Origin of the sequence: Labrys sp. LIt4, assembly GCF_017813775.1 — a bacterium.
In the GTDB taxonomy this organism is placed as follows: Bacteria; Pseudomonadota; Alphaproteobacteria; order Rhizobiales; family Labraceae; genus Labrys; species Labrys okinawensis_A.
On the sequence record NZ_JAGIPY010000007.1, the window covers coordinates 244,150 to 263,588 of the forward strand.

Consider the following 19,439-nt stretch of genomic DNA (forward strand, 5'->3'; position numbering starts at 1 on the left):
CTTCCCTTCCCCTTGCGCTCGCAAATCTCCTTTGCAAGCGTGAGGCCGGGAATGGCGGAGGCTGACGCCCTGGCCGATATCGAGCCCGCCATCAGTTCTTCTCGCGCTCTTGCATCAGGCGTTCCAGCACGCTCTTGATATCGCGCTGCTGCTCGGCCTGGCTCTCGACCCAGTCGCGGATCATCTGCTGCTCGGAGCGCATATGCTGAACCAGGCCCTGGATGCCTTCGGCGAGCTGGGCCATGGCGGCGGTGGCGTTGCGGCCGGAACCGGCCTCGCGCGAGCCGTCGGCCATGCGCTCGATCGCCGATTTGATGGCCGCCATTTCGCCGTCGGAGCCGCCGCGGGCAAGGCCCTCGGCTTCGATGTCGGTGACGGTGGCGGCGAGCCAGTCCTCGAGCTCGGTATAGAAGCGGTTCTGGGCTTGACCGGCCTGCAGGTCGAGGAAGCCGAGGATGAGCGAGCCGGCAAGGCCGAACAGCGAGGACGAGAACGACACGCCCATGCCCTTGAGCGGGGCGGCGAGGCCGCTTTTCAGGCTTTCGAACACGGTGCTGGCGTCGCCGCCGCCCACCGACATGGAATTGATGACGTTGCCGACCGAGCCCACCGTCTCGATCAGGCCCCAGAAGGTGCCGAGCAGGCCGAGGAAGACCAGCAGTCCGGTGAGATAGCGCGAGACTTCGCGCTGCTCATCCAGGCGCATGCCGATCGATTCGAGAATGGAGCGCAGGGTGGAGAGCGAGATCGAGCGCCGGCCGACCTTGTCGCCGAGCAATGTCGCCATCGGTGCCAGCATCACCGGCTGGTCCCGAAGCTCCAGGCCGGGGTCGCGCAGGCGATAGGCATTGACCCAGCGCACCTCAGGCAGCAGGCGGATCACCTGGCGGAAGCCGAAGACGATGCCGAGCAGCAGGGTGAAGATGATCAGGCCGTTGAGTCCGGGATTGGCCATGAACGCGATATAGAGCTGGCGATAGAGCACGGCGGTGACGCAGGCCGCCAGCACCAGAAAGATCAGCATGCGGATGAAGAAGATCCGGGGGGAAGACAGCTTGTAGGGATCAAGGTCTCTGGCCATCGCACCACGCCGTTTCAGCAATCTGTAGCATTTTCCAGAAAAGTTGCCGGACTTTTCGGTTGGGAAAATGCTTCAAAACAAAGATCTGGAGCAAGCATGCGATTTTTTCCGATATCGCATTTTTCCCCAGACGCGAACCCTCGACAGGAGGGTTCTCCTTTTCGGACAGAGCTTGACGCAATGCAAGGACCGAAAGCACGCGCCCCCTGGCGCGCAGGACCGGATCAGGCCGCAGCTGTCTGGCCACCATAGGCGAAGACGGTCTGCGGCCGTGCCCCGCGAATGAAGCCGCCGCCGAGCACGCGGGCCTGGCCATCGGCGTGATCGTAGAACACGGCAGCCTGGCCGGGGGAAACGCCGTCCTCGGCCTCGGCGAGCTCGATCGTCGGGCCTTCCGGGCCGAAATGCAGCAATGCCGGCTTGGGCGCTCGGGTGGAACGCACGCGCACGGCGATCTCCAGGCCCTCGGCAGGCAGGTTCTCGAGCGCGCCGTCGCCGATCCAGTTGACGTCGCGCAGGGCGACATGGCGCGTCGCCAGCGCTTCGCGCGGGCCGACGATCACCCGCGCCGCCTCGGCATCGAGGCGGATGACATGCAGCGGCTCGCCGGTGGCGATGCCCAGCCCCTTGCGCTGGCCGATGGTGTAGTGGATGACGCCCTGGTGCTGGCCAAGCACGCGGCCGTCCAGATGCACGATCTCGCCCGGAACGGCGGCGCCCGGCTTGAGCTTCTCGATGACCTGGGCATAGCGGCCGGAGGGCACGAAGCAGATGTCCTGGCTGTCGGGCTTGGCCGCCACGGACAGCCCGAAGCGCTCGGCAGCCTGGCGCGTTTCCGGCTTTGTCATCTCGCCGAGCGGGAAGCGCAGGATGTCGAGCTGCTCCCTGGTGGTGGCGAACATGAAATAGCTCTGGTCGCGCTCGGCATCGCGCGGACGGAACAGGCCGCGCCCGCCGGGCACTGCCCGGCTCGCAACATAATGGCCGGTGGCCAGCACGTCGGCGCCGAGATCGCGCGCCGTGCCGAGCAGGTCGCGGAACTTGACGCGCTGGTTGCACTCGACACAGGGGATCGGCGTTTCGCCGGCCACGTAGGAATCGGCGAAACGGTCGATCACCGCTTCCTTGAAGCGGCTTTCATAGTCGAGCACGTAGTGCGGAATGCCGATGCGGTCGGCGACCTCGCGCGCGTCATGAATGTCCTGGCCGGCGCAGCAGGCGCCCTTGCGGTGGATCGCGGCGCCATGGTCATAGAGCTGAAGCGTCACCCCGATCACGTCATAGCCCTGCTCCTTCAGAAGAGCGGCACAAACGGAAGAGTCGACGCCGCCCGACATGGCAACAACGACACGGGTATCCTGCGGCCGGCGCGGCAGGTCGAGCGAATTCAACATGGCATCCTTCCGTCCATCAGAGGGTCAAGGTCTCTGCGACGGCGCTCCTTTACGCGATTTTGGCCGCGAGGGGAACGCCGATGTTCGCGGGGCGGGCGCGGCGCTCAGGGGCATCGGCATTTGATCCTAAATTACTCTACGTAATCTAAAAGCGGCGTTTGTGTCGTTAACCATGATTGTTAAGTATATCTGTTATGGATTGCTCAATAAAAAGCCGGGTGTTGCATTTATGTCATAGGATTTCATGTAAAGGCGGTGCTATCAGGCGTTCGAGCGTAACAAGTGCCAAGTGCTGGGGTATTAAAATGCAAATTCTAAGGAATGCTCTGCTTGCAGGCGTCGTCATTCTTGCGCCGGCAGCGGCATTCGCCGCCGATCTGGCGCCGCCGCCCGTCGAGCCGGTCGCGCCGGAGATCGTGCCGTCCTTCACCTGGACGGGCTTCTATGCCGGTCTCAGCGCGGGCTATGGCCGCGGCAATCTCGACACGGACCTGAAGGCGGTTCCGACCGCCCGAGGGGAGGAACTGGAGAATGCTCTCGGCTTCGGCTTGAACGGCGGCATCGCCCGCGTGAAGGATACCGCCAATGGCTTCGTCGGTGGCGGCCAGATCGGCTACAATTACCAGCTCGATCCGCATTGGGTGGTCGGTGCCGAAGCCGACCTGCAATATGCCGGCCTCGATTCCAAGAAGACCTTCATCGGCAACCAGAACATTCCCGTCACCGTGAAGACGGAGCTCGACTGGTTCGGCACGGCCCGCCTGCGCGCCGGCTATGCCTTCGACAACGTCCTGGTCTATGGCACCGGCGGCCTCGCCTATGGCCGGGTGAAGTCGAAGGTCAGCACGGCCGGCACCAGCCTGTCCGGTTCGGAGACCAAGTTCGGCTGGGCCTTGGGTGCCGGCGCCGAATATGCGCTGACGCAGAACTGGACTGTCCGGGCCGAATATCTCTATGTGGATCTCGGCAAGGCCGAGACGATCAAGGCGAACAGCGAGATCGCCCAGGTTACCGCCAAGGCGGACGTCTCCGTGCATACGGTGCGTGCCGGCGTAAACTACAAGTTCTGACCGGAGTTTCGCTGCCGTTCCAATTTTCAGGGCTCCGCGTGGCGGGGCCCTTTTACTTTGGCTGGGCAGTCTTGCGCCAGCCGGCCCGCCGTTCTAGTCAGGGGCCCTTTCCAGGAGACCTCGAACCATGCCGGCCACGCCTGACGACCTGTTCGCTTTCTTCGCCAAGCTCGGCATCACCGTGACGACCGTCGAACATCCGCCCCTCTTCACGGTGGAGGATTCGAAGGCGCTGCGCGGGCAGATCGCGGGCGGCCACACCAAGAATCTCTTCCTGAAGGATCGGAAGGGCAGGTTGTTCCTGGTGGTGCTGGAAGAGGATGCCAGCGTCGACCTCAAGCGCATCCACGAGATCATCGGCGCCCAGGGCAAGGTATCCTTCGGCTCGGCCGAGCTGCTGACGCAGGTCTGGGGCGTGTTGCCCGGTGCCGTCACGCCCTTCGGCGCCATCAACGACACCGAGGCGCAGGTGACCGTGGTGCTCGACCAGGCGCTGCTCGAGAACGACAAGCTCAACCATCATCCGCTGGTGAATACGCAGACCACCACGATCGCCCGTGAAGACCTCATTGCTTTCCTGCGTGCCACCGGGCACGAGCCCAAGATCCTTGCCGTCTCGCAGCCGCAGCAGGCGGATGCCTGAGGCTGGCATGGTTCCACCGCCTGGCGCGTTTTCCAGAAAAGCCGATCGCTTTTCCGATGAGGAAAACGCGATAAAGGAGTTGAAGAGAAAGTGCGCTTCAGGGAAATCGCACTTTCTCTGACTCGAAATCCCGGCATCCCATGCCGGTATGTTCCCGAAAGCCCGTCGAACCGCCGACGGGCATGATCCCGTTCAGTCGAGGCAGCCGCGGAAAATATCGTATCTCATGCATTTGCGGCGAGGCGCATAGGCGGCGGGTGACGTCGTGGCCCCGCGGGCATAGCGCTGGGCCGGCTGCTGCACGCCGGCTACGCCGGCCGATGGCACGGCTCTGGGACCGACCTGGCAGCGAATGCCTTCTGTAGCCAGGGCGCCGGCGACATCGGCGTCATAGCACAGCATCTGGGTGGCGGCCCTGCGATAGCCCATGGCCTGAAGAGTGCGGGCGAAGAGGCGGATGTTGCAGCCCTGGTCGAGTTTGGTGGTGCCGAAGCTGAAGCCGAAGCCGGCACCCGAGCCGCCGACGCTGACGCTGCCGAGACAGGCTTCGATGCCCGCGGCCGCAAGGCCGGGCGCAAACGCGGCAGGGGCCTGACGTCGATCGCGATGATTCAGAGTGGCACCGCCGACATTGCCGGTAATGTTGCCGTTGCCATTGCCGTTGCCCGATCCGTCGCCCGAATTATTGCCGTTGCCTGTCCCGTTCTGCGCCTGAGCCAGCGACGCAGCGGCAAGGAAAATGGCGACGGTGAAGAAATAGACAATACCCTTTGCAAGCGATTTCATATGCGTTCCCCCAAACACAAATACGCTCACAAACTTTTGGAAAGTCTATGAGGTGTACAGGAGGCTACGCTACAAATAGGATTTTCGCAATGAATACAATATTTTATCGCTAAGGAAGCTGACGGCGAGTAATGCCGCAACGCTGAAGTTCTTTCATTAGGCGCTCGTAGTCCCAGCTATACGTCATCTCGTTATGGTTTCCATTGTTGTCATTTGTGAAGCAGTTTCCGTTTCCGTTACCAGAATTGAAATTGCCGTTATTGTTTCCTTGATTGAAGTTTCCATTAAAGTTGCCGGTATTGCCGTTGCCGTTGTTGTTTCCTCGTCCAACGCTGTATTGAGCGAGGATAACATCATCTTTCCGCAGTATCTCGATTTGCGCCGCTCCGTGCTGCCGGCCTGGGACATGGCAACGGAAAAGCGCCGGAATCTGCGGGCTGGGAAGGGGCTGCCGGCAACCGATATCGAGGTCTGCGATCATGGTTGCATTCCTGTGATCAAGGACGGTGGATCGGTATAAACCATAAAGGCCGGACCGACCTCTCCGATCGATCCGGCCGAAGCTGCCTCGGCAGCCTCCTATGGGCGTCCGTTTCCGTTGCCGTTGAACGATCCGATGTTCCCGTTGCCGTTGAACATGCCGCCGTTGTAATTGCCGTTCGCGGCACCGATGTTGTTGTTACCGCTGGTGGAACTGGAGTTTCCGCGGCCGTTGAAGGCGCCGATATTGCCGGTGCCGCCATTGCCGTAGCCGATGTTGCCGTTGGCGTCCGGCGGGCCATTGCCGTTGGCGTTGCCGTTCAAGGTGCCGGTGTTGGCATTGCCGTTGAAATTGCCGCTGCCGAGCCCGTAATTGCCGTTGCCATTGCCGTTGCCATTGGCGAGGCCGCTATTGGCATTGCCGTTGGTATTGCCGTTGAAGCCGCCCCAATTGCCGTTGCCGTTGCCGTTGCCGTTGCCGATGCCGGAGTTCATGTTGCCGTTGCCGTTGCCGTTACCGACGCCAACATTGCCGTTGCCATTGCCGTTGCCGTTGCCGAAGCCGGCATGAGCCGCGGAGATCGAGGTGCAGGCGAGCGCGGCGTACAGGGCCGCATGGAAGATGGTGATTCTCATGGTTCTACCTTTCCTGGACTGGGTTCGGGAAAGGCATTGCCTTCCCATCGTGGTCGTCGGATCCCTCGAGAGGCCGGAAGGCACATGGGCACAGGGCAGGCCCTTGCTCCGTGATGTTTTGTTTCACGGAGCCGAAGCCGGGGCGCGGCCGGGCAAAGCATGCACCTTGGGGGGATGTTCGGTGCGTCTTCGGCCGAGCGAAGGCGCGCCGCTTCTCGTCCGCCGGCTTACCGTGAGGTGCAGCCGTGGTTCAGGAGGTTGCAACTGGACGGCGTGTTCGCATTCCTGGCGGTCGCGCTGGTTACGGTGACGGTCACGCCACCCGGTGCCGGATCGTCCGGCCCGCCGATGCCGTAATTGCCGTTGCCGTTCATGTTGCCATTGTCGGTCCCGGTGTTGCCGTTGCCGTTGTAATTGCCGTTCAGCGTACCGGTGTTGAAATTGCCATTCATATTGCCGTTGCCGGTTCCGGTGTTGCCGTTGCCGTTCATGTTGCCATTGTCGGTTCCGGTGTTGCCGTTGCCGTTCATGTTGCCATTGCCGGTTCCGGTGTTGCCGTTGCCGTTCATGTTGCCGTTGCCGGTTCCGGTGTTGCCGTTGCCGTTCATGTTGCCGTTGCCGGTTCCGGTGTTGTTGTTGCCGTTGCCGTTGCCGTTGTTGGTGCCGGAATTGCCGTTGCCATTGCCGTTGCCATTGCCGGTTCCGGTGTTGCCATTCCCGTTGCCGTTGCCATTGCCGAATCCCGCATAGGCGCTGAGGACCGGGGTGCAGACCAGTGCCGCACTCAGCAGCAGCCGCGTGAGGAGGGTGCGCATGATACTGTCCTTTCTTGCGACTCGAAAAACAGCCTGGCCGAAGGCCTGGAGGCGTGTTCGATGATCGGGCGGTGCGGTCTGTCGCTGCCGCGGCCCGTCCATGATGCACTGTGACTGGACCTGCACGCTCGGAGCATTCGGGGCGGTTCGTCTGTCGGATCGAACGGCCGAGGCTCGGTCGGAAGGGCCTGGATGCGGGATCCTCTTCCGTCGGCCGTCCGCAGGACGCTACGCCGGAGCAGGGAGAGAAGAGAAGCAGCGCATCCAGATTTCAGAGCTCGAGCGGCGAACGCTGGACGCCAGGGGAGGCGGGAGCTGACCGGCCGCCGGGAGGGAAGGCAGGCCAGCTCCCTGAGTGCGAGCAAGGCTTACTGGTTGCCGTTGCCGTTGCCATTGCCGCTGAAGGCGCCCCAGTTGTGGTTGCCGTTCAGGTTGCCGTTGCCGATGCCATAGTTGGCATTGCCGTTCAGGTTGCCGTTGCCGAAGCCGAAGTTGTGGTTGCCGTTGGCATTGCCGTTGCCGAGGCCGAGATTGCCGTTGCCGTTGGCATTGCCGTTGCCGATGCCGGCATTGCCGTTGCCGTTGCCATTCCCGTTGACGGCGCCGGCATTGCCGTTGCCGTTGCCGTTGCCGTTGAGGGCGCCCCAGTTTCCATTGCCGTTGCCGTTGCCATTGAAGGCGCCGGTATTGGCGTTGCCGTTGCCGTTGCCGTTGCCGAAGCCGACATTGCCATTGCCGTTGCCGTTGCCACTGCCAACGCTGAAGGCCATCGCGGCGCTGGAGACGCTCAGGATCAGGGCGGATGCGATGAGAAGCGATTTCATAATTGTCTCTCCACTCAGTCTGTCTTGTGAGGTGCTTAAGGCTGTAATCAGCAGAAGTTTTTCTTTAAGATCGCGATGATTACAGTTTTAATCTTATTAGTTTTTGAGTGTAGAGAAACTTGTCTATTGGAATTAGTACAAAGGGGTATTAATTCAGGAGTGTTATACTAAAAATTCATTTGGGCATGCCAAATAGTGCCGCGCGACGACGCTGGCGCGTGCCATGCAGCTCAAAGGCCCCGGATCATTCGAGAGGGAGAATATTCGAGGTGTGGAACGGCTGGATCAGAGTTCCCCAACACATCCAGCCCGGTCCATCGGACGTCTTCTGTCGTGGTCGTCAATAGGCGACGGCAGCAACGGCCATCTGGCTGTCTTCGCAATCGGGGCCGATCATCATGGTGGCGCCGGGCGAACGCATCTGGCTGCCGCACATCAGGGCGACTTCGGTCCGATTGCGCAGGTGGAATTTGCGCATGATGTTGCGGATATGGACCTTTGCCGTGCTCTCGGAAATGTTGAGGGCATGCGCGATGATCTTGTTCTGCTTACCCTTCTGGAGCAGGCTCAGGACGTCCATCTCGCGGTCGGTGAGATTGAGATGGATATCGGAACGCAAGTGGCGCTCGGGCTGCGGCTTGGGCGCGCTCAAGGGCGGTTCTGTGAACAGGGCGGTGGCGCTCGCATAGGAGACGGGCTGAGTAGCCGTTTCCTCGCACACTGGAAGCGACAGGCTCCGCCGGATCGCACTCACCATGGCATTGAAGCCCATCGAGGCCGTGATCCAGCTGTGGACGCCGGCTTCCTCCATCAATCGACCGATCGGAGGATCGCTGTTGTCGGTGACCACCAGCAAAGGCAGCTTACCGATACGGGCTTGTAATTGCTGAATGACGAAGGCGACGAAGAGCGGATCGGTGCTGCGCTGCACCAGGCTGAGTATGGCGAGGGAGGCTTGAGCGCCGCCTTCTCCGGGAGCGCCCATAATACGCACGTCGATATCGTCAGCGGCTTCCTTGAGAGCATGCGAAAAGATCTCGCCCAGCAGGGGGCGGCTCTCGATCAGCAGGACCACTTTACGATCTGTAGTAGCTAGGGCGCTCGGTTCTGTTTGTCTGTTATCATGACAATCCAGCATGTCATTGCAGGTGACGTGGTGACTCATGATTGGCCTCTTTGAAAGTTCTGGCGTTACTTCCTCTATAAGTCTTCTTGTCGGTTGGGCTTCCACCCCAATACGTCATTAGGGTGTGGGCCGTTACACTTGCGTGACAGTTCCGCGCTGCCGACCTGAACGGCCTGTTGTCGAGCGCAACCACTTTCACCGGGCACCACGAATTTCTTCAGGGCGGCGACCGAAAAGTAAAACGATTCACGAATAATGGGACGCCTGAATATTGATTATCGCGATGTGGCTTTTATCTCACAGAAACGACTATTCGCGAAAGTCTTTTGGGATTAATCCGAAAGGAACCTTCCCTACCGGCAGCCCAAAAAGGTATCATATTGAGGCGTAAGGCGATTTTCAGCCTTCCCGGTTCGTGCATGCCAGTTATATTGAGGAAGGCGTGAATTCGCCGTGATTTGAGTGAAGTTCCGGAATACGATGAATAAACTTCAATCTTTAGAAAGATGGCACTGATCGCCGGTGTATAGGCAAGTGGTTTTCTTTCTGTACAAGGCGGACTTCGATGCTCTTCATCATGCCGGAAGGCGATTCTGCTGTTGGTCGACTACCACTGTTACCTCTTTTGAGGCGCATCGGCGAAAAATAGGTATGGAGTTCCATTCGTTCCATTCCTGTAACAAGCAAGACGAAATCTATTGTTTCGTACAACGCCGCATGCGTGGCAGTTGCCTTCGTGGCAATTTACCCCCATCTAACCGCGGACGGAGTTTTCTAGCGGGTAGGAATGATGAGCAACGACGCTGCCGGAGCCAACGGTCTGATCAAGGATACCACCACGCAGACCTTTATGGCCGACGTGATTCAGGAATCGATGAAGCAGCCGGTGCTGGTCGACTTCTGGGCCGAATGGTGCGGCCCCTGCAAGCAATTGGGGCCGATGCTCGAAAAGGCGGTGCTGGCGGCCAAGGGCAAAGTCAAGCTGGTGAAGATGGATATCGACAAGCACCCGCAGATTGCCGGGCAATTGGGGGTGCAGTCGATTCCCGCCGTCTTCGCCTTCTCCAAGGGCCAGCCTGTTGACGGTTTCATGGGGGCCATTCCCGAAAGCCAGATCAAGGAATTCATCAGCAGAATCGCCGGCCCCGGCGGCGACCCGGACACCGAGGCCTTGCTGGCCGAGGCCGAAGCCTTGCTGAATGAGGGCGACGGCGCGGCGGCGGCTCAACTCTTCGCGCAGATATTCGAGCAGGACGCCGAAAACCTGAAGGCGATCGCCGGCCTGGCGCGCTGTGCACTCGCCGCCGGGGAACTGGAACAGGCCAAGGCCACGCTCTCGCTCACGCCGAAGGGCAAGGAGAACGATCCCGTCATCGCCAGCGCCCGTGCCGCACTTGAATTGGCCGAACAGGCCAATGACGTCGGCGACCTGCAGGCGCTGGCGCGCCAGGTGGAGGCCGAGCCGAAGAACTTTCAGGCCAAGTTCGACTACGCTCTCGCTTTGGCGGCCGCCAATCGGCGCGAGGAAGCGGTCGACCAACTCCTCGACATCGCCCGGCGCGACCGCAAATGGAACGACGACGGTGCACGCAAACAGCTCGTGCAGTTCTTCGAGGCCTGGGGCCCGATGGATGAGAACACCATCTATGGCCGCCGCAGGTTGTCGTCGATCCTGTTCTCATAAATAGTGACGCAGCCCGCCAGCAGGCCGTAAGATATCGCCTGAAGGTCGCGGTCTCGACCTTAAAAAAACTGTCATGCCCCGTCCTTGGGCCATGACAGTCTCCAGGCCCGTTTGAGGAATGGCAGCCGATGCATCCCTTGTTCAAGACGGAGGCCGATCTGCCTCCTGTCATTCCGGTATTCCCTCTGGCCGGCGCCCTGCTGCTGCCGCGGGGCCAGCTGCCGCTGAACATCTTCGAACCGCGTTATCTGGCCATGATCGACGACGTGCTGAAGGGGCCGCGCCTGATCGGCATGATTCAGCCCGAAGACGAAGAAAACGAGACGATGCCGCGCCTGTTCCAGGTCGGCTGCGTCGGGCGTCTCACTCAATTCGCCGAAACGAATGACGGGCGCTACCTCATCCAGCTCACGGGAATTTCGCGTTTCAAGGTGCTGGCGGAAGAAACCGTTACCACGGCCTACCGCCAGTGCCGTATCACGGCCGAGCCCTTCGCCATCGACTTCACCCCGCGTGCGGGGGAGGAGGAGGTCGACCGCAAGAGCCTGATCGATACGTTGCGCGCCTATCTTGCCGTCAATCGCTTCCAGGTCGACTGGAACGATATCCACGAGGCATCGAACGAGGCGCTGGTCAACGCGCTGTCGATGATGAGCCCGTTCGGGCGGCGCGAGAAACAGGCGCTGCTCGAGGCCTCGTGCCTGCGCGAGCGCGCAGAGATCCTGGTCGCCATCACGCAGATCGAATTGGCCAAGAGCGGCGACGGCTCCGATACGCCGCTGCAGTGAGGATGAGTGCCGATGCCCACGCCGCCGCCGCATCGCCCGCCGCCGCTGACCGATCCCAAGCTGCTGGAATTGCTGGTGTGCCCTCTCACCAAGACGACGCTGGAGTATGATGCGGAGAAGCAGGAACTGATCTCGCGTGCCGCCAAGCTGGCCTATCCCATCCGCGATGGTTTCCCTATCATGTTGCCCGAGGAGGCAAGGGTCATCGAATAGGACGGGCGATCGAATAGATCGCATCGTTCCGTTGGTTCATCCTGCCGACAGCCGAAGGAAGACGCAAAGTATGTATGACAGCCGTCCGCCGGAGCACCAAGAGCCGACCTTTCTCGGCGCCGCCTCCATCCCGCGCGAGGACTGGGATCGTGCGCCGTGGAACCGCTGGTCTTTCCAGCATGTGCGGGAGCTGGTGCCGACGGCGCAGGTCTGGCGCGGACCGGGGCCGGCGACGCCGCTGCCGGTTGCGCTACAGGACATAGACGGGGTTGCCTTCGAGAGCGAGGGCCAGCCGGCGACCGTCGGGAGCTTCTTCGAGGCGAATTACGCCGACGGTTTCCTGGTCTTGCATCGCGGCAAGGTCGTGACCGAGCGCTATTTCAACGGCATGACCACGCATACGCCGCATCTGTCCCAATCGGTCGCCAAATCCGTGGTGGGTACGGTGGCCGGGATCCTGATCGGGCGGGGCCTGGTCGATCCGGCCGCGCCGGTCACCTATTATCTGCCGGAGCTGGAGGCCACAGCCTATCGCGGCGCCACCGTGCAGCAGGTGCTGGACATGACGACCGGCGTGGTGTTCGACGAAACCTATACCGCGCCCGATTCGCATATCGCCAAGATGGACGTAGCCTCGGGCTGGAAGGCCCGCAAGGACCCGAGCTGGCCGGCCCATGTCTTTGAGCTGATCCTGCAGCTGCAGGCGAGCCAAAGCGCCCATGGCGCCATTTTCAACTACCGCTCCGTCGAGACCGACGTGCTGGCCTTCGTGCTCCAGAGCGCCTCGGGGCTCAAGCTTCCCGAACTGGTGAGCCGCGAACTCTGGGCGCCGATGGGTGCCGAGGAGGATGCCTATTTCACCGTCGATATCGCGGGCTATGGCCTGGCGGATGGCGGCTTCAACGCAACCTTGCGGGACTATGCCCGCTTCGCCCTGCTGCATCTCGGCGGCGGACAGATCGGGGGCCGGCGCCTTCTTCCGTCCTCCTGGTTGGAAGATACGCGGTTCGCTGCCCGGCCCGATCTCTTCCAGGGCGTCTATCGCGATATTCTTCCTCGGGGCGCCTACCGCAACCAGTTCTGGATCGAGGATGTCGAGCGCGGCGCCTATATGGCGCGCGGCGTGTTCGGGCAGCTGATCTATATCGATCCGGTCGGCCAATTCGCGGCCGTGGTGCTCTCGAGCTGGCCGGAATTCCTGCACGCAGCGCGAACGCGTGCCAGCCTGGCCGCCGTCCGGGCGATCCGCGACGCCTTGGCGTAAGCTGCAGGGGCTTGTAGCGCCGGCGGCGCTTCGATGTCACGCCGGCAACGCTGTCTCAGTCTGGCAGCCTGCTAGCAGCCAGGCTCGGAACGCCAGCATGGCGGGCGAGGGCTGGCGCGATTTGAGGTGCGTGAGCCAGTACGAACCGGCGTGAACCTCGATTTCGAAGGGGCGCACCAGGCGGCCGCTCGCCAGGGCGCTCGAGAACATCGCCGTCGGCACCAGGCCGACGCCGATGCCCTGTGCGATCGCCTCGGCCATGGTGACCGAGGAATCGAAGACGACGGCATGGGTGGAAGGGCCGCTCGCCCCCGCCGCGGCGAACCATAACGGCCATTCATCCTCGCGATAGGATCGCAGCAGCACTTCACCGGCGAGATCCGCCGGCTGGCGCAGCCGTCCGGCCGCCGCCGGCGCGCAGACAGGCGAGAGCGGAGCGGGCATGAGCAGCGTCGCCTCGGTGCCGTGCCACAGACCGTCGCCGAAGCGGATGGCATAGTCGAGGCCATCGCCCGCCAGATTGATCCGGTTGTTGTTGGTCAGGATGCGCAGGTCGATGAAAGGGTGCGCCTCGCCGAAGGAGCGCAGGCGCGGCAACAGCCAGCCGGCGGCGAAGGTCCCGACCACGCCGACCGTCACCACATCGCGGAAATGACCCTTCTCGAACCGATCGAGCGTGGCGCCGATGCGCCCGAAAGCCTCGTTCAGGACGGGGACGAGAGCCTGGCCCTCCTCGGTGAGCGCAAGGCCGCGCGGCAGGCGGCGGAACAGGCGTACGCCCAGGATCTCCTCCAGATTCTTCACCTGATGGCTTACGGCGGTCTGGGTCACCCGTAATTCGAGCCCGGCGCCGGTAAAGCTGAGATGGCGCGCGGCCGCTTCGAAGGCGCGCAAGGCATTGAGAGGCAGATGCGAACGGATCATGGACCCCCGAATTTTTTTCAAGTCTGAGGCGATTTATCATCGTTTGTCCCCTGCTCAAACTGCAGCCATCCTGACATCGAACGGTGTAAGGAGTTTGCATGACCAGACGGAATTTCATGGTTGGAGCGGGTGCAGCCCTGTTCCTGCTGCCTTTCAGCGTCGCGTTTCCTGCGGCCGAATCGCGTACCTCGACGGATTTCGCAGGGGCAATCAGACGGATCGAGGGCGGGGTTGGCGGACGCCTGGGCGTTGCCGCGCTCGACCTCAAATCGGGGGTGAGGCTGGCTTATCGACCGGACGAGCTTTTCCCGCTCTGCAGCACCTTCAAGCTGCTGGTTGCCGCCGCGGTGCTCGCCCGGGTCGACCAGGGGCGCGAGCGACTGTCCCGCCAGGTCCCGATCGAGGCTGCCAGGCTGCTGCCTAATTCGCCGATAACGGCCAGGCATGCCGGCGGCCGTCTGACCTTGGCGGAGCTTTGCGCGGCGGCGATCACCGTGAGCGACAATCTGGCCGGCAATCTCCTGCTGGAAGTCGTGGACGGGCCGGCTGGATTGACCCGCTATCTGCGTTCGATCGGCGACTTGGTCAGTCGTCTCGACCGTTGGGAGGTGGAGCTCAATGAATCTCTGCCGGGAGATCCGCGCGATACCACCAGCCCCGCCGCGATGCTGGCGGACCTCCAGCGCCTGCTGGTTGGAGAGGCACTGTCACCATCCTCGCGCAGCCGGCTTACGGCCTGGCTGAAGGCCAGCAGAACCGGCGATACCCGCCTGCGCGCCGGACTGCCCGCGGAATGGGCCTTCGGCGACAAGACGGGAACCGGCGAGCGCGGTTCGACCAATGATGTCGCTGTCGCCTGGCCGCCCGGCCGTCCACCCCTTCTCATCGCCGCCTATCTGACTGGTACGACCGCGGCGGCCGACCGCCGCAATGCCGCCCTTGCCGCCGTCGCCAAGGCCGTGGCGGGGCATGTGCCCGCGTAAGTGCAGAAAGGGTGCAGCGGGTCCTTGCACCATTTCTGCACGAGGTGCCCATCACGCCGCCATCAGTGTTGTATCACGGCTGAACATCGGCACGGCAGGAATGGCGGCCATGGAGGAACCCATGCCGATCGCTTCCGCTTCGCCGGGCCGGACCCTGCCGGCCCGCAACCGCTCGCCGCTTCGACTGAGCTTCGTTTTCAAGGTCCTGGCCATCATCGTGCTGGCCGTCCTCGCCGATTTCACGCTCTCGGCCGGACAAGCCCTGCCGCAGGCGGGCAGCATCATCGGCTTCCTGGCTTTCGCCTGGCTCGGAGCGTTGCTGGCCTGCGACAGCCTGATGCGCCGCAACCGGGCCAGCCGCCTCGCTGTGATCGGTGCCAGCCTCGCGGGCTTCGCCCTGATCGTCGAACCCAGCCCGCTTGCCGGCCTGCTCTTCCTGACGGGTTTGGCAGGGGCAGGCTCGAGGCCCAGCAGGTCGATTGGCGCCGATGGACACTGGCCGGCGCCTGGCGGTTGCGGCAGGCGGGACCGCTGCCCGATCCAATGCCGCCGAACCCCGCTTTGACACCTTCTCCCTGAAATGACATTCATCGCTCATGTCCCGCACCATTCTCATCGTCGATGACGATCCGCATATCCGCGAATTGCTGGCTTTCGCCCTTGCCAAGGCCGGCATGGCCACGCATCAGGCCGGAGACGGCGAGGAGGGGCTGGCGAAAGCCCTGTCCCTCAAGCCGGACCTTGCCATCCTCGACATCAACATGCCGCGCATGGACGGCCTCGAAGTCTGCCGCCGGCTCCGGGCGCAGAGCGAGCTGCCGGTGCTGTTCCTGTCTTCCCGGGACGACGAGATCGACCGGGTGCTCGGCCTGGAAATGGGCGCCGACGACTATGTGGTGAAGCCCTTCTCGCCGCGCGAGGTGGTGGCGCGGGTCGGTGCCATCCTCAAGCGGGTGGGAGCCAGGCCGGCCCAGTCCGCGCCCGCATCGGTGCTGGCGCGCGGCCTGCTCCACCTCGATCCCGAGGGCTGGCAGACGCAATGGGCCGGGGAATCGGTGGGCCTCACCGCCAAGGAGTTCCAGCTCCTGCAGATCCTTGCCGCGACGCCGTCCAAGGTCTTTTCCCGCGACGAGATCATCGATCGCCTGCACGGGCCGGGCTTTGCCATCACCGACCGCACCATCGACAGCCATATCCGCCATATCCGCCAGAAGTTCGCTGTCGTGGGGGCCGAAGACGTGATCGAGACCCGGGCGGGCATCGGCTATCGCATCGGCGCCTGTGCGGGCAAGGCGGCGTGATCCTGTTCAGCCGGCTGAAGGACGCCATCAAGGCGCACTGGCCGGCGCTGCGCCTGCGTTCGATCCTGATCGGCGTGCTGCTGTTCACCGCCCTGATGCCGGGCCTCGGCGCCATCTTCCTCAGGGTCTATGAGAATGTCCTGGTGCGCCAGACCGAGGCGGAGCTGATCGCCCAGTCCGCCGTCTACGACGCGGCATTCGATCTTGCCTGGCCCGGCCCGAAACCGCCGCCGGTGCCGCCGCCGGCCGAGAACGATCCGAGCGACTCCTACCGGCGGGACGATCCGGCGGCCGAGCCCTATTTCACGCCGGAGCAGCTGACGATCGATCTCAATACGATGCCGATCCTCTCCCAGCGCCCGCAGCCCGTTGCATCATCGCAGGCGCCGGATGCCGAGGCGCTGGTGGCGGCCCGGGTGATCGCGCCGCTGATCGAGCAGAGCCGGCGCACCACGCTGGCGAGCGCATTGATCCTCGATGCCAGGGGAACGATACTCTCGGACGGGCCGCTCCAGGGCCAGAGCTATGCCTTCCTGCCGGAGGTCCAGTCGGCCATCGGCGGGCATTCGCAATCGGTCCTGCGGCGCCGCGGAGACTATGTGCCGCGCTATGCCTTCGAAGTCTTCAGCCGGGCCTCGGCAATCCGCGTGCATTACGCCCGCCCGATCAAGCTGGGTGACCGCACCGTCGGCGTTCTCCTGCTGTCGCGCTCGCCCCGGGCCCTGTTCCGCGGCATCTATGACGATCTCGGCAAGATCGCGCTCGGGTTCGGCATCATTCTCGCCGTGATCATCGGTCTGGCCGGCCTGTTGTCGCGGGCGATCGCCAAGCCGATCGAGCAGCTGACGCAGGCCAGCGCCCAGGTCGGCCGGCATCTGGGCCGCGGCGGCAGTGAGGTGCCGCCCACACCGGCCACCGCCACCATCGAGATCCGGGCGCTGTTCGACAACTTCCGGCGCATGGCGGTCGCCATCGATCTGCGCTCGCGCTATCTGCGGGATTTCGCCGCCGCAATGAGCCATGAGTTCAAAACCCCGCTCACCGGCATACGCGGGGTGCTCGAACTGCTCGACGAGCATGGCGATACGATGAGCGCCGGAGAGCGTCGGCGCTTCATCGCCAATGCGGAGAGCGATGCCGAGCGCCTGTCGCGCCTGGTGGCCCGCCTGCTCGAACTCGCCCGCGCCGACATGGCGGATGAGAACGAAGGCGTTTCGACGCCGCTCGCGGGTCCCCTGCATCGCATCGCCGATGCCGGCTCCGACGACGGCTTCAAGATCGAGGTCGCTCTCGCTGCCGGCCTGCCCACCGTGCGCGTACCGGCGGATGTCCTGGAAGCGGTGTTGACGACCCTGGTGGAAAACAGCCGCCAGGCCGGAGCCCGCACCGTGACGATTTCGGTGGCTGCAATCGGGGATGACTATCTCGACCTTCAGGTCACCGACGACGGGCCGGGCATTCCGCCTCACGACCGCGCCCGCCTGTTCGAGCCCTTCTTCACCACCAAGCGCGCCAATGGCGGCACCGGCCTCGGCCTGCCGATCGCCCGCTCCCTGCTCGCCAACAGCAGCGCCAGTATCGACTATGTCGGTGACGGGCCGGGCGCCTGCTTCCGGTTGCGGCTGAAGCGGAATGGGGTCGAGTGATCCAGGTGGAATCTATCTACAAATGCCGGCCGATATCCATGCGCTGATGCAATATGCGGATAATGTCGATGGTTTGCCCCGCTTGGCGATAGAATACGACATGCGAGCCGATATTGTATTTTAGGTAACCTTCCCGGATCTCAACGAGGCGGCCGGTTTTTGTGCCGGCGGCCAACCCCTCGAAGGCTGCCACAAGTGTGTGAAAATAGCTGTCGGCCTGCTCGCGAGACCACGTTCGGAGCGTATAAAGCCAGATTTCCTCAAGATCGCTTTCGGCCAGAGGCGTGAGGCGATAGCGGCCGCCTCTATCCGGCATGCTTGTCATGCAACCGTTTGAGGAAGGCCTCTCCGTCGAATAATTTGGGAGGTCCGGACTCCTCGCCGGCGATCAGAGCGTCGCGCAGGGTTTGAAGTCGCATTTCCTGCTCTTCGAGCAGACGCAGCCCGGCTCGTACGACATCACTCGCAGACCCGTAACGGCCCGAGCCGACCTGTTCGTCGATGAAGGTCACGAAGTGATCTCCCAAGGAGACCGAGGTGTTGCGCTGCATGTTCGCTCCTCCAAGTTAGCACCAATATATACCATTCATTGGTACCATACCACGTCCATCACAGTTCCCTGGCTGGCGCCGAGGCGCAAGACGAGCCAGCGGCAGGGTGAGGTTTATTCGGCACGGGACTGTGCAAGCGGTTTTGCTCCTTCCTGGCCTGATCCCTGCCTGCCACGGCTGGAACGCCATGACCCTCGAACAGCCGCTTCTCGGCAGCCAGGCCATTGCCGACGAGATCGAAGAAGGCGCGGATGCGGGCGGTGTTCTTGAGGTCGCCATGGGTGACGATCCACAATTCGCCCGTCAGTTCGGGCATCGGTTCGGCGAGGGCGCGGGCAAGGCCCGGATCGCTGTCGCCGAGATAGCAAGGCAGCAGGGCAAGGCCGAGGCCGGCCTTGGCGGCGACAGCTTGGTTGACCAGGCTGTTCGAGCGGTAGGCGATGGCGTCGGCGGGCAAATGCTGCGCCAGCCAGTCGGCGGCCCGGATGCCTGCCGTGCCCTCCTGCCAGCCGACAAAGGTCTGGCCGGCGAGATCAGCAGCGGCTGCGGCCGGCCCGCCATTCGCGGCCGCCAGCGCCGGTGTGCCGTAGAAGGTCCAGGCCATGCCGGCGAGCTTCCTGCCCCATAGATCGCCTTCCCTCGGCCGCACCGGGCGGAAGGCGATGTCGGCCTCGCGCCGCGACAGGCTGAGCACGCGGTTGTCGATGGCAAGCTCGACCACGATGCCCGGATGGGCCTGGCGGAAGCTGGCGAGATGTCGCGTCAGCCGGCTATAGGCCAGGGTCTCCGAGGAGGTGACGCGCAGCCGGCCCGACAGGCGGTGGTCGCGGCCGGTGATGTCGCGGTCGAGGGCCAGCGCCTCGTCCTCCATGCGCTCGGCGGCAACGGCCATGCGCTCGCCTGCGGCCGTCGCCTGGTAGAGGCCTCCGGGCAGCCGCTCGAACAGGCGCAGGTCCAGGCGCGCTTCCAGGGCGTTGAGGCGCCGGAAGGCGGTCGAGTGATCGACCGCCAGGGCCTTGGCCGCCGCGGTCAGGCTGCCGGCGCGCTGGATCGCCAGCACCAGGCGCAATTCGTTCCAATCATCCATGGTGCCTGCATAGCACCAGAAGCGCTTGCAGTCACGCAAGCGCTTCTGGTGCAATCCCAATTGGCCATGCGTGCATGCATTGTCCTAACCTTTGCATCGGACAGGCCGCGACCCCGCCGGGTGTCGGTGCGCGGATGCTTCAA

At 63.2% G+C, this 19,439-nt stretch carries 22 protein-coding genes; 10 read left to right on the top strand and 12 right to left on the bottom strand.

What is annotated here, in order from left to right; translation table 11 throughout:
• Window positions 1-91 precede the first annotated feature (91 nt).
• Window positions 92-1,081, bottom strand: coding sequence for a flagellar motor protein MotA (locus tag J8I29_RS15645; protein ID WP_105863874.1), 990 nt, complete (start codon window positions 1,079-1,081; stop codon window positions 92-94).
• A gap of 224 nt (window positions 1,082-1,305) precedes the next feature.
• Window positions 1,306-2,475 carry a tRNA 2-thiouridine(34) synthase MnmA gene (gene mnmA, locus J8I29_RS15650; protein WP_105863875.1) on the bottom strand — a complete coding sequence of 390 codons (1,170 nt, stop codon included), beginning with the start codon at window positions 2,473-2,475 and terminating at the stop codon, window positions 1,306-1,308.
• A 305-nt stretch (window positions 2,476-2,780) separates the two neighbouring features.
• On the opposite strand from mnmA, the gene J8I29_RS15655 reads away from it, so the two are divergent.
• Together J8I29_RS15655 and J8I29_RS15660 are read left to right on the top strand one after the other, a co-directional pair.
• Complete coding sequence (locus tag J8I29_RS15655) at window positions 2,781-3,545, top strand: outer membrane protein (protein WP_209432350.1); 765 nt, start codon at window positions 2,781-2,783, stop codon at window positions 3,543-3,545.
• Window positions 3,546-3,672: 127 nt separating this feature from the next.
• Window positions 3,673-4,188 carry a prolyl-tRNA synthetase associated domain-containing protein gene (locus J8I29_RS15660; RefSeq protein ID WP_105863877.1) on the top strand — a complete coding sequence of 172 codons (516 nt, stop codon included), beginning with the start codon at window positions 3,673-3,675 and terminating at the stop codon, window positions 4,186-4,188.
• Window positions 4,189-4,380: 192 nt separating this feature from the next.
• Here J8I29_RS15660 and J8I29_RS15665 read toward each other — a convergent pair whose 3' ends face one another.
• The 6 genes from J8I29_RS15665 to J8I29_RS15690 all read right to left on the bottom strand — a co-directional run bounded on the left by J8I29_RS15665 (window position 4,381) and on the right by J8I29_RS15690 (window position 8,804).
• The gene (locus J8I29_RS15665; RefSeq protein ID WP_105863878.1) at window positions 4,381-4,974 is read right to left on the bottom strand and encodes a hypothetical protein; all 594 of its coding nucleotides are present in this window, start codon (window positions 4,972-4,974) and stop codon (window positions 4,381-4,383) included.
• 109 nt (window positions 4,975-5,083) lie between these two features.
• Complete coding sequence (locus tag J8I29_RS15670; RefSeq protein WP_209432351.1) at window positions 5,084-5,455, bottom strand: hypothetical protein; 372 nt, start codon at window positions 5,453-5,455, stop codon at window positions 5,084-5,086.
• 98 nt (window positions 5,456-5,553) lie between these two features.
• On the bottom strand, window positions 5,554-6,090 hold the full coding sequence (locus J8I29_RS15675; protein ID WP_181161261.1) for a hypothetical protein: 537 nt from the start codon (window positions 6,088-6,090) through the stop codon (window positions 5,554-5,556).
• A 227-nt stretch (window positions 6,091-6,317) separates the two neighbouring features.
• A complete protein-coding gene (locus tag J8I29_RS15680) occupies window positions 6,318-6,905 on the bottom strand; it encodes a hypothetical protein (protein ID WP_105863879.1) in 588 nt (195 codons plus the stop codon).
• Window positions 6,906-7,273: 368 nt separating this feature from the next.
• Window positions 7,274-7,729: a hypothetical protein gene (locus tag J8I29_RS15685; RefSeq protein ID WP_181161262.1), complete on the bottom strand. Its 456-nt coding sequence runs from the start codon at window positions 7,727-7,729 to the stop codon at window positions 7,274-7,276.
• A gap of 340 nt (window positions 7,730-8,069) precedes the next feature.
• Window positions 8,070-8,804 carry a response regulator transcription factor gene (locus J8I29_RS15690; RefSeq protein ID WP_181161263.1) on the bottom strand — a complete coding sequence of 245 codons (735 nt, stop codon included), beginning with the start codon at window positions 8,802-8,804 and terminating at the stop codon, window positions 8,070-8,072.
• A gap of 838 nt (window positions 8,805-9,642) precedes the next feature.
• Between J8I29_RS15690 and trxA the strand changes: the two genes are divergently transcribed.
• From trxA to J8I29_RS15710, 4 genes are all read left to right on the top strand, one after another.
• Complete coding sequence (gene trxA / locus J8I29_RS15695) at window positions 9,643-10,539, top strand: thioredoxin (protein ID WP_105863881.1); 897 nt, start codon at window positions 9,643-9,645, stop codon at window positions 10,537-10,539.
• A gap of 128 nt (window positions 10,540-10,667) precedes the next feature.
• Complete coding sequence (locus J8I29_RS15700) at window positions 10,668-11,327, top strand: LON peptidase substrate-binding domain-containing protein (RefSeq protein ID WP_105863882.1); 660 nt, start codon at window positions 10,668-10,670, stop codon at window positions 11,325-11,327.
• Window positions 11,328-11,339: 12 nt separating this feature from the next.
• Complete coding sequence (locus tag J8I29_RS15705; RefSeq protein ID WP_105863883.1) at window positions 11,340-11,540, top strand: Trm112 family protein; 201 nt, start codon at window positions 11,340-11,342, stop codon at window positions 11,538-11,540.
• A gap of 70 nt (window positions 11,541-11,610) precedes the next feature.
• Entirely contained in the window at window positions 11,611-12,804 is a 1,194-nt protein-coding gene (locus J8I29_RS15710; protein WP_209432352.1) for a serine hydrolase, read from the top strand.
• 36 nt (window positions 12,805-12,840) lie between these two features.
• Here J8I29_RS15710 and J8I29_RS15715 read toward each other — a convergent pair whose 3' ends face one another.
• A complete protein-coding gene (locus J8I29_RS15715) occupies window positions 12,841-13,728 on the bottom strand; it encodes a LysR family transcriptional regulator (RefSeq protein ID WP_209432353.1) in 888 nt (295 codons plus the stop codon).
• A gap of 98 nt (window positions 13,729-13,826) precedes the next feature.
• On the opposite strand from J8I29_RS15715, the gene bla reads away from it, so the two are divergent.
• From bla to J8I29_RS15735, 4 genes are all read left to right on the top strand, one after another.
• Window positions 13,827-14,711 (top strand): class A beta-lactamase, encoded by an 885-nt coding sequence (bla, locus tag J8I29_RS15720; RefSeq protein ID WP_209432354.1) that lies wholly within the window; start codon window positions 13,827-13,829, stop codon window positions 14,709-14,711.
• Window positions 14,712-14,832: 121 nt separating this feature from the next.
• A complete protein-coding gene (locus tag J8I29_RS15725; RefSeq protein WP_209432355.1) occupies window positions 14,833-15,276 on the top strand; it encodes a hypothetical protein in 444 nt (147 codons plus the stop codon).
• Between the two features lie 31 nt (window positions 15,277-15,307).
• Window positions 15,308-16,012, top strand: a complete 705-nt coding sequence (locus J8I29_RS15730) for a response regulator transcription factor (RefSeq protein WP_209432356.1) — start codon at window positions 15,308-15,310, stop codon at window positions 16,010-16,012.
• Complete coding sequence (locus J8I29_RS15735) at window positions 16,009-17,658, top strand: HAMP domain-containing sensor histidine kinase (RefSeq protein WP_209432357.1); 1,650 nt, start codon at window positions 16,009-16,011, stop codon at window positions 17,656-17,658. The genes J8I29_RS15730 and J8I29_RS15735 overlap by 4 nt, the downstream gene beginning before the upstream one ends.
• 16 nt (window positions 17,659-17,674) lie before the next feature.
• On the opposite strand, the gene J8I29_RS15740 is transcribed toward J8I29_RS15735, so the two are convergent.
• From J8I29_RS15740 to J8I29_RS15750, 3 genes are read right to left on the bottom strand one after another with little or no spacing between them, the layout of a single operon-like run.
• Window positions 17,675-17,974 (bottom strand): type II toxin-antitoxin system RelE/ParE family toxin, encoded by a 300-nt coding sequence (locus J8I29_RS15740; RefSeq protein WP_209432358.1) that lies wholly within the window; start codon window positions 17,972-17,974, stop codon window positions 17,675-17,677.
• Window positions 17,964-18,209: a type II toxin-antitoxin system ParD family antitoxin gene (locus J8I29_RS15745; protein WP_209432359.1), complete on the bottom strand. Its 246-nt coding sequence runs from the start codon at window positions 18,207-18,209 to the stop codon at window positions 17,964-17,966. Before J8I29_RS15745 ends, J8I29_RS15740 begins: the two co-directional genes overlap by 11 nt.
• A gap of 58 nt (window positions 18,210-18,267) precedes the next feature.
• Complete coding sequence (locus tag J8I29_RS15750; RefSeq protein ID WP_245197031.1) at window positions 18,268-19,335, bottom strand: LysR family transcriptional regulator; 1,068 nt, start codon at window positions 19,333-19,335, stop codon at window positions 18,268-18,270.
• Between the last annotated feature and the right edge of the window lie 104 nt (window positions 19,336-19,439).

Coding starts and splice junctions, on each gene's coding strand:
- J8I29_RS15725 (WP_209432355.1), top strand. CDS start 14,833: ATGCCGATCGCTTCCGCTTCGCCGGGCCGGACCCTGCCGGCCCGCAAC.
- J8I29_RS15655 (WP_209432350.1), top strand. CDS start 2,781: ATGCAAATTCTAAGGAATGCTCTGCTTGCAGGCGTCGTCATTCTTGCG.
- J8I29_RS15660 (WP_105863877.1), top strand. CDS start 3,673: ATGCCGGCCACGCCTGACGACCTGTTCGCTTTCTTCGCCAAGCTCGGC.
- J8I29_RS15665 (WP_105863878.1), bottom strand. CDS start 4,974: ATGAAATCGCTTGCAAAGGGTATTGTCTATTTCTTCACCGTCGCCATT.
- J8I29_RS15685 (WP_181161262.1), bottom strand. CDS start 7,729: ATGAAATCGCTTCTCATCGCATCCGCCCTGATCCTGAGCGTCTCCAGC.
- J8I29_RS15645 (WP_105863874.1), bottom strand. CDS start 1,081: ATGGCCAGAGACCTTGATCCCTACAAGCTGTCTTCCCCCCGGATCTTC.
- J8I29_RS15675 (WP_181161261.1), bottom strand. CDS start 6,090: ATGAGAATCACCATCTTCCATGCGGCCCTGTACGCCGCGCTCGCCTGC.
- J8I29_RS15705 (WP_105863883.1), top strand. CDS start 11,340: ATGCCCACGCCGCCGCCGCATCGCCCGCCGCCGCTGACCGATCCCAAG.
- trxA (WP_105863881.1), top strand. CDS start 9,643: ATGATGAGCAACGACGCTGCCGGAGCCAACGGTCTGATCAAGGATACC.
- J8I29_RS15740 (WP_209432358.1), bottom strand. CDS start 17,974: ATGCCGGATAGAGGCGGCCGCTATCGCCTCACGCCTCTGGCCGAAAGC.
- J8I29_RS15710 (WP_209432352.1), top strand. CDS start 11,611: ATGTATGACAGCCGTCCGCCGGAGCACCAAGAGCCGACCTTTCTCGGC.
- J8I29_RS15700 (WP_105863882.1), top strand. CDS start 10,668: ATGCATCCCTTGTTCAAGACGGAGGCCGATCTGCCTCCTGTCATTCCG.
- J8I29_RS15730 (WP_209432356.1), top strand. CDS start 15,308: ATGTCCCGCACCATTCTCATCGTCGATGACGATCCGCATATCCGCGAA.
- mnmA (WP_105863875.1), bottom strand. CDS start 2,475: ATGTTGAATTCGCTCGACCTGCCGCGCCGGCCGCAGGATACCCGTGTC.
- J8I29_RS15670 (WP_209432351.1), bottom strand. CDS start 5,455: ATGATCGCAGACCTCGATATCGGTTGCCGGCAGCCCCTTCCCAGCCCG.
- J8I29_RS15680 (WP_105863879.1), bottom strand. CDS start 6,905: ATGCGCACCCTCCTCACGCGGCTGCTGCTGAGTGCGGCACTGGTCTGC.
- J8I29_RS15715 (WP_209432353.1), bottom strand. CDS start 13,728: ATGATCCGTTCGCATCTGCCTCTCAATGCCTTGCGCGCCTTCGAAGCG.
- J8I29_RS15745 (WP_209432359.1), bottom strand. CDS start 18,209: ATGCAGCGCAACACCTCGGTCTCCTTGGGAGATCACTTCGTGACCTTC.
- bla (WP_209432354.1), top strand. CDS start 13,827: ATGACCAGACGGAATTTCATGGTTGGAGCGGGTGCAGCCCTGTTCCTG.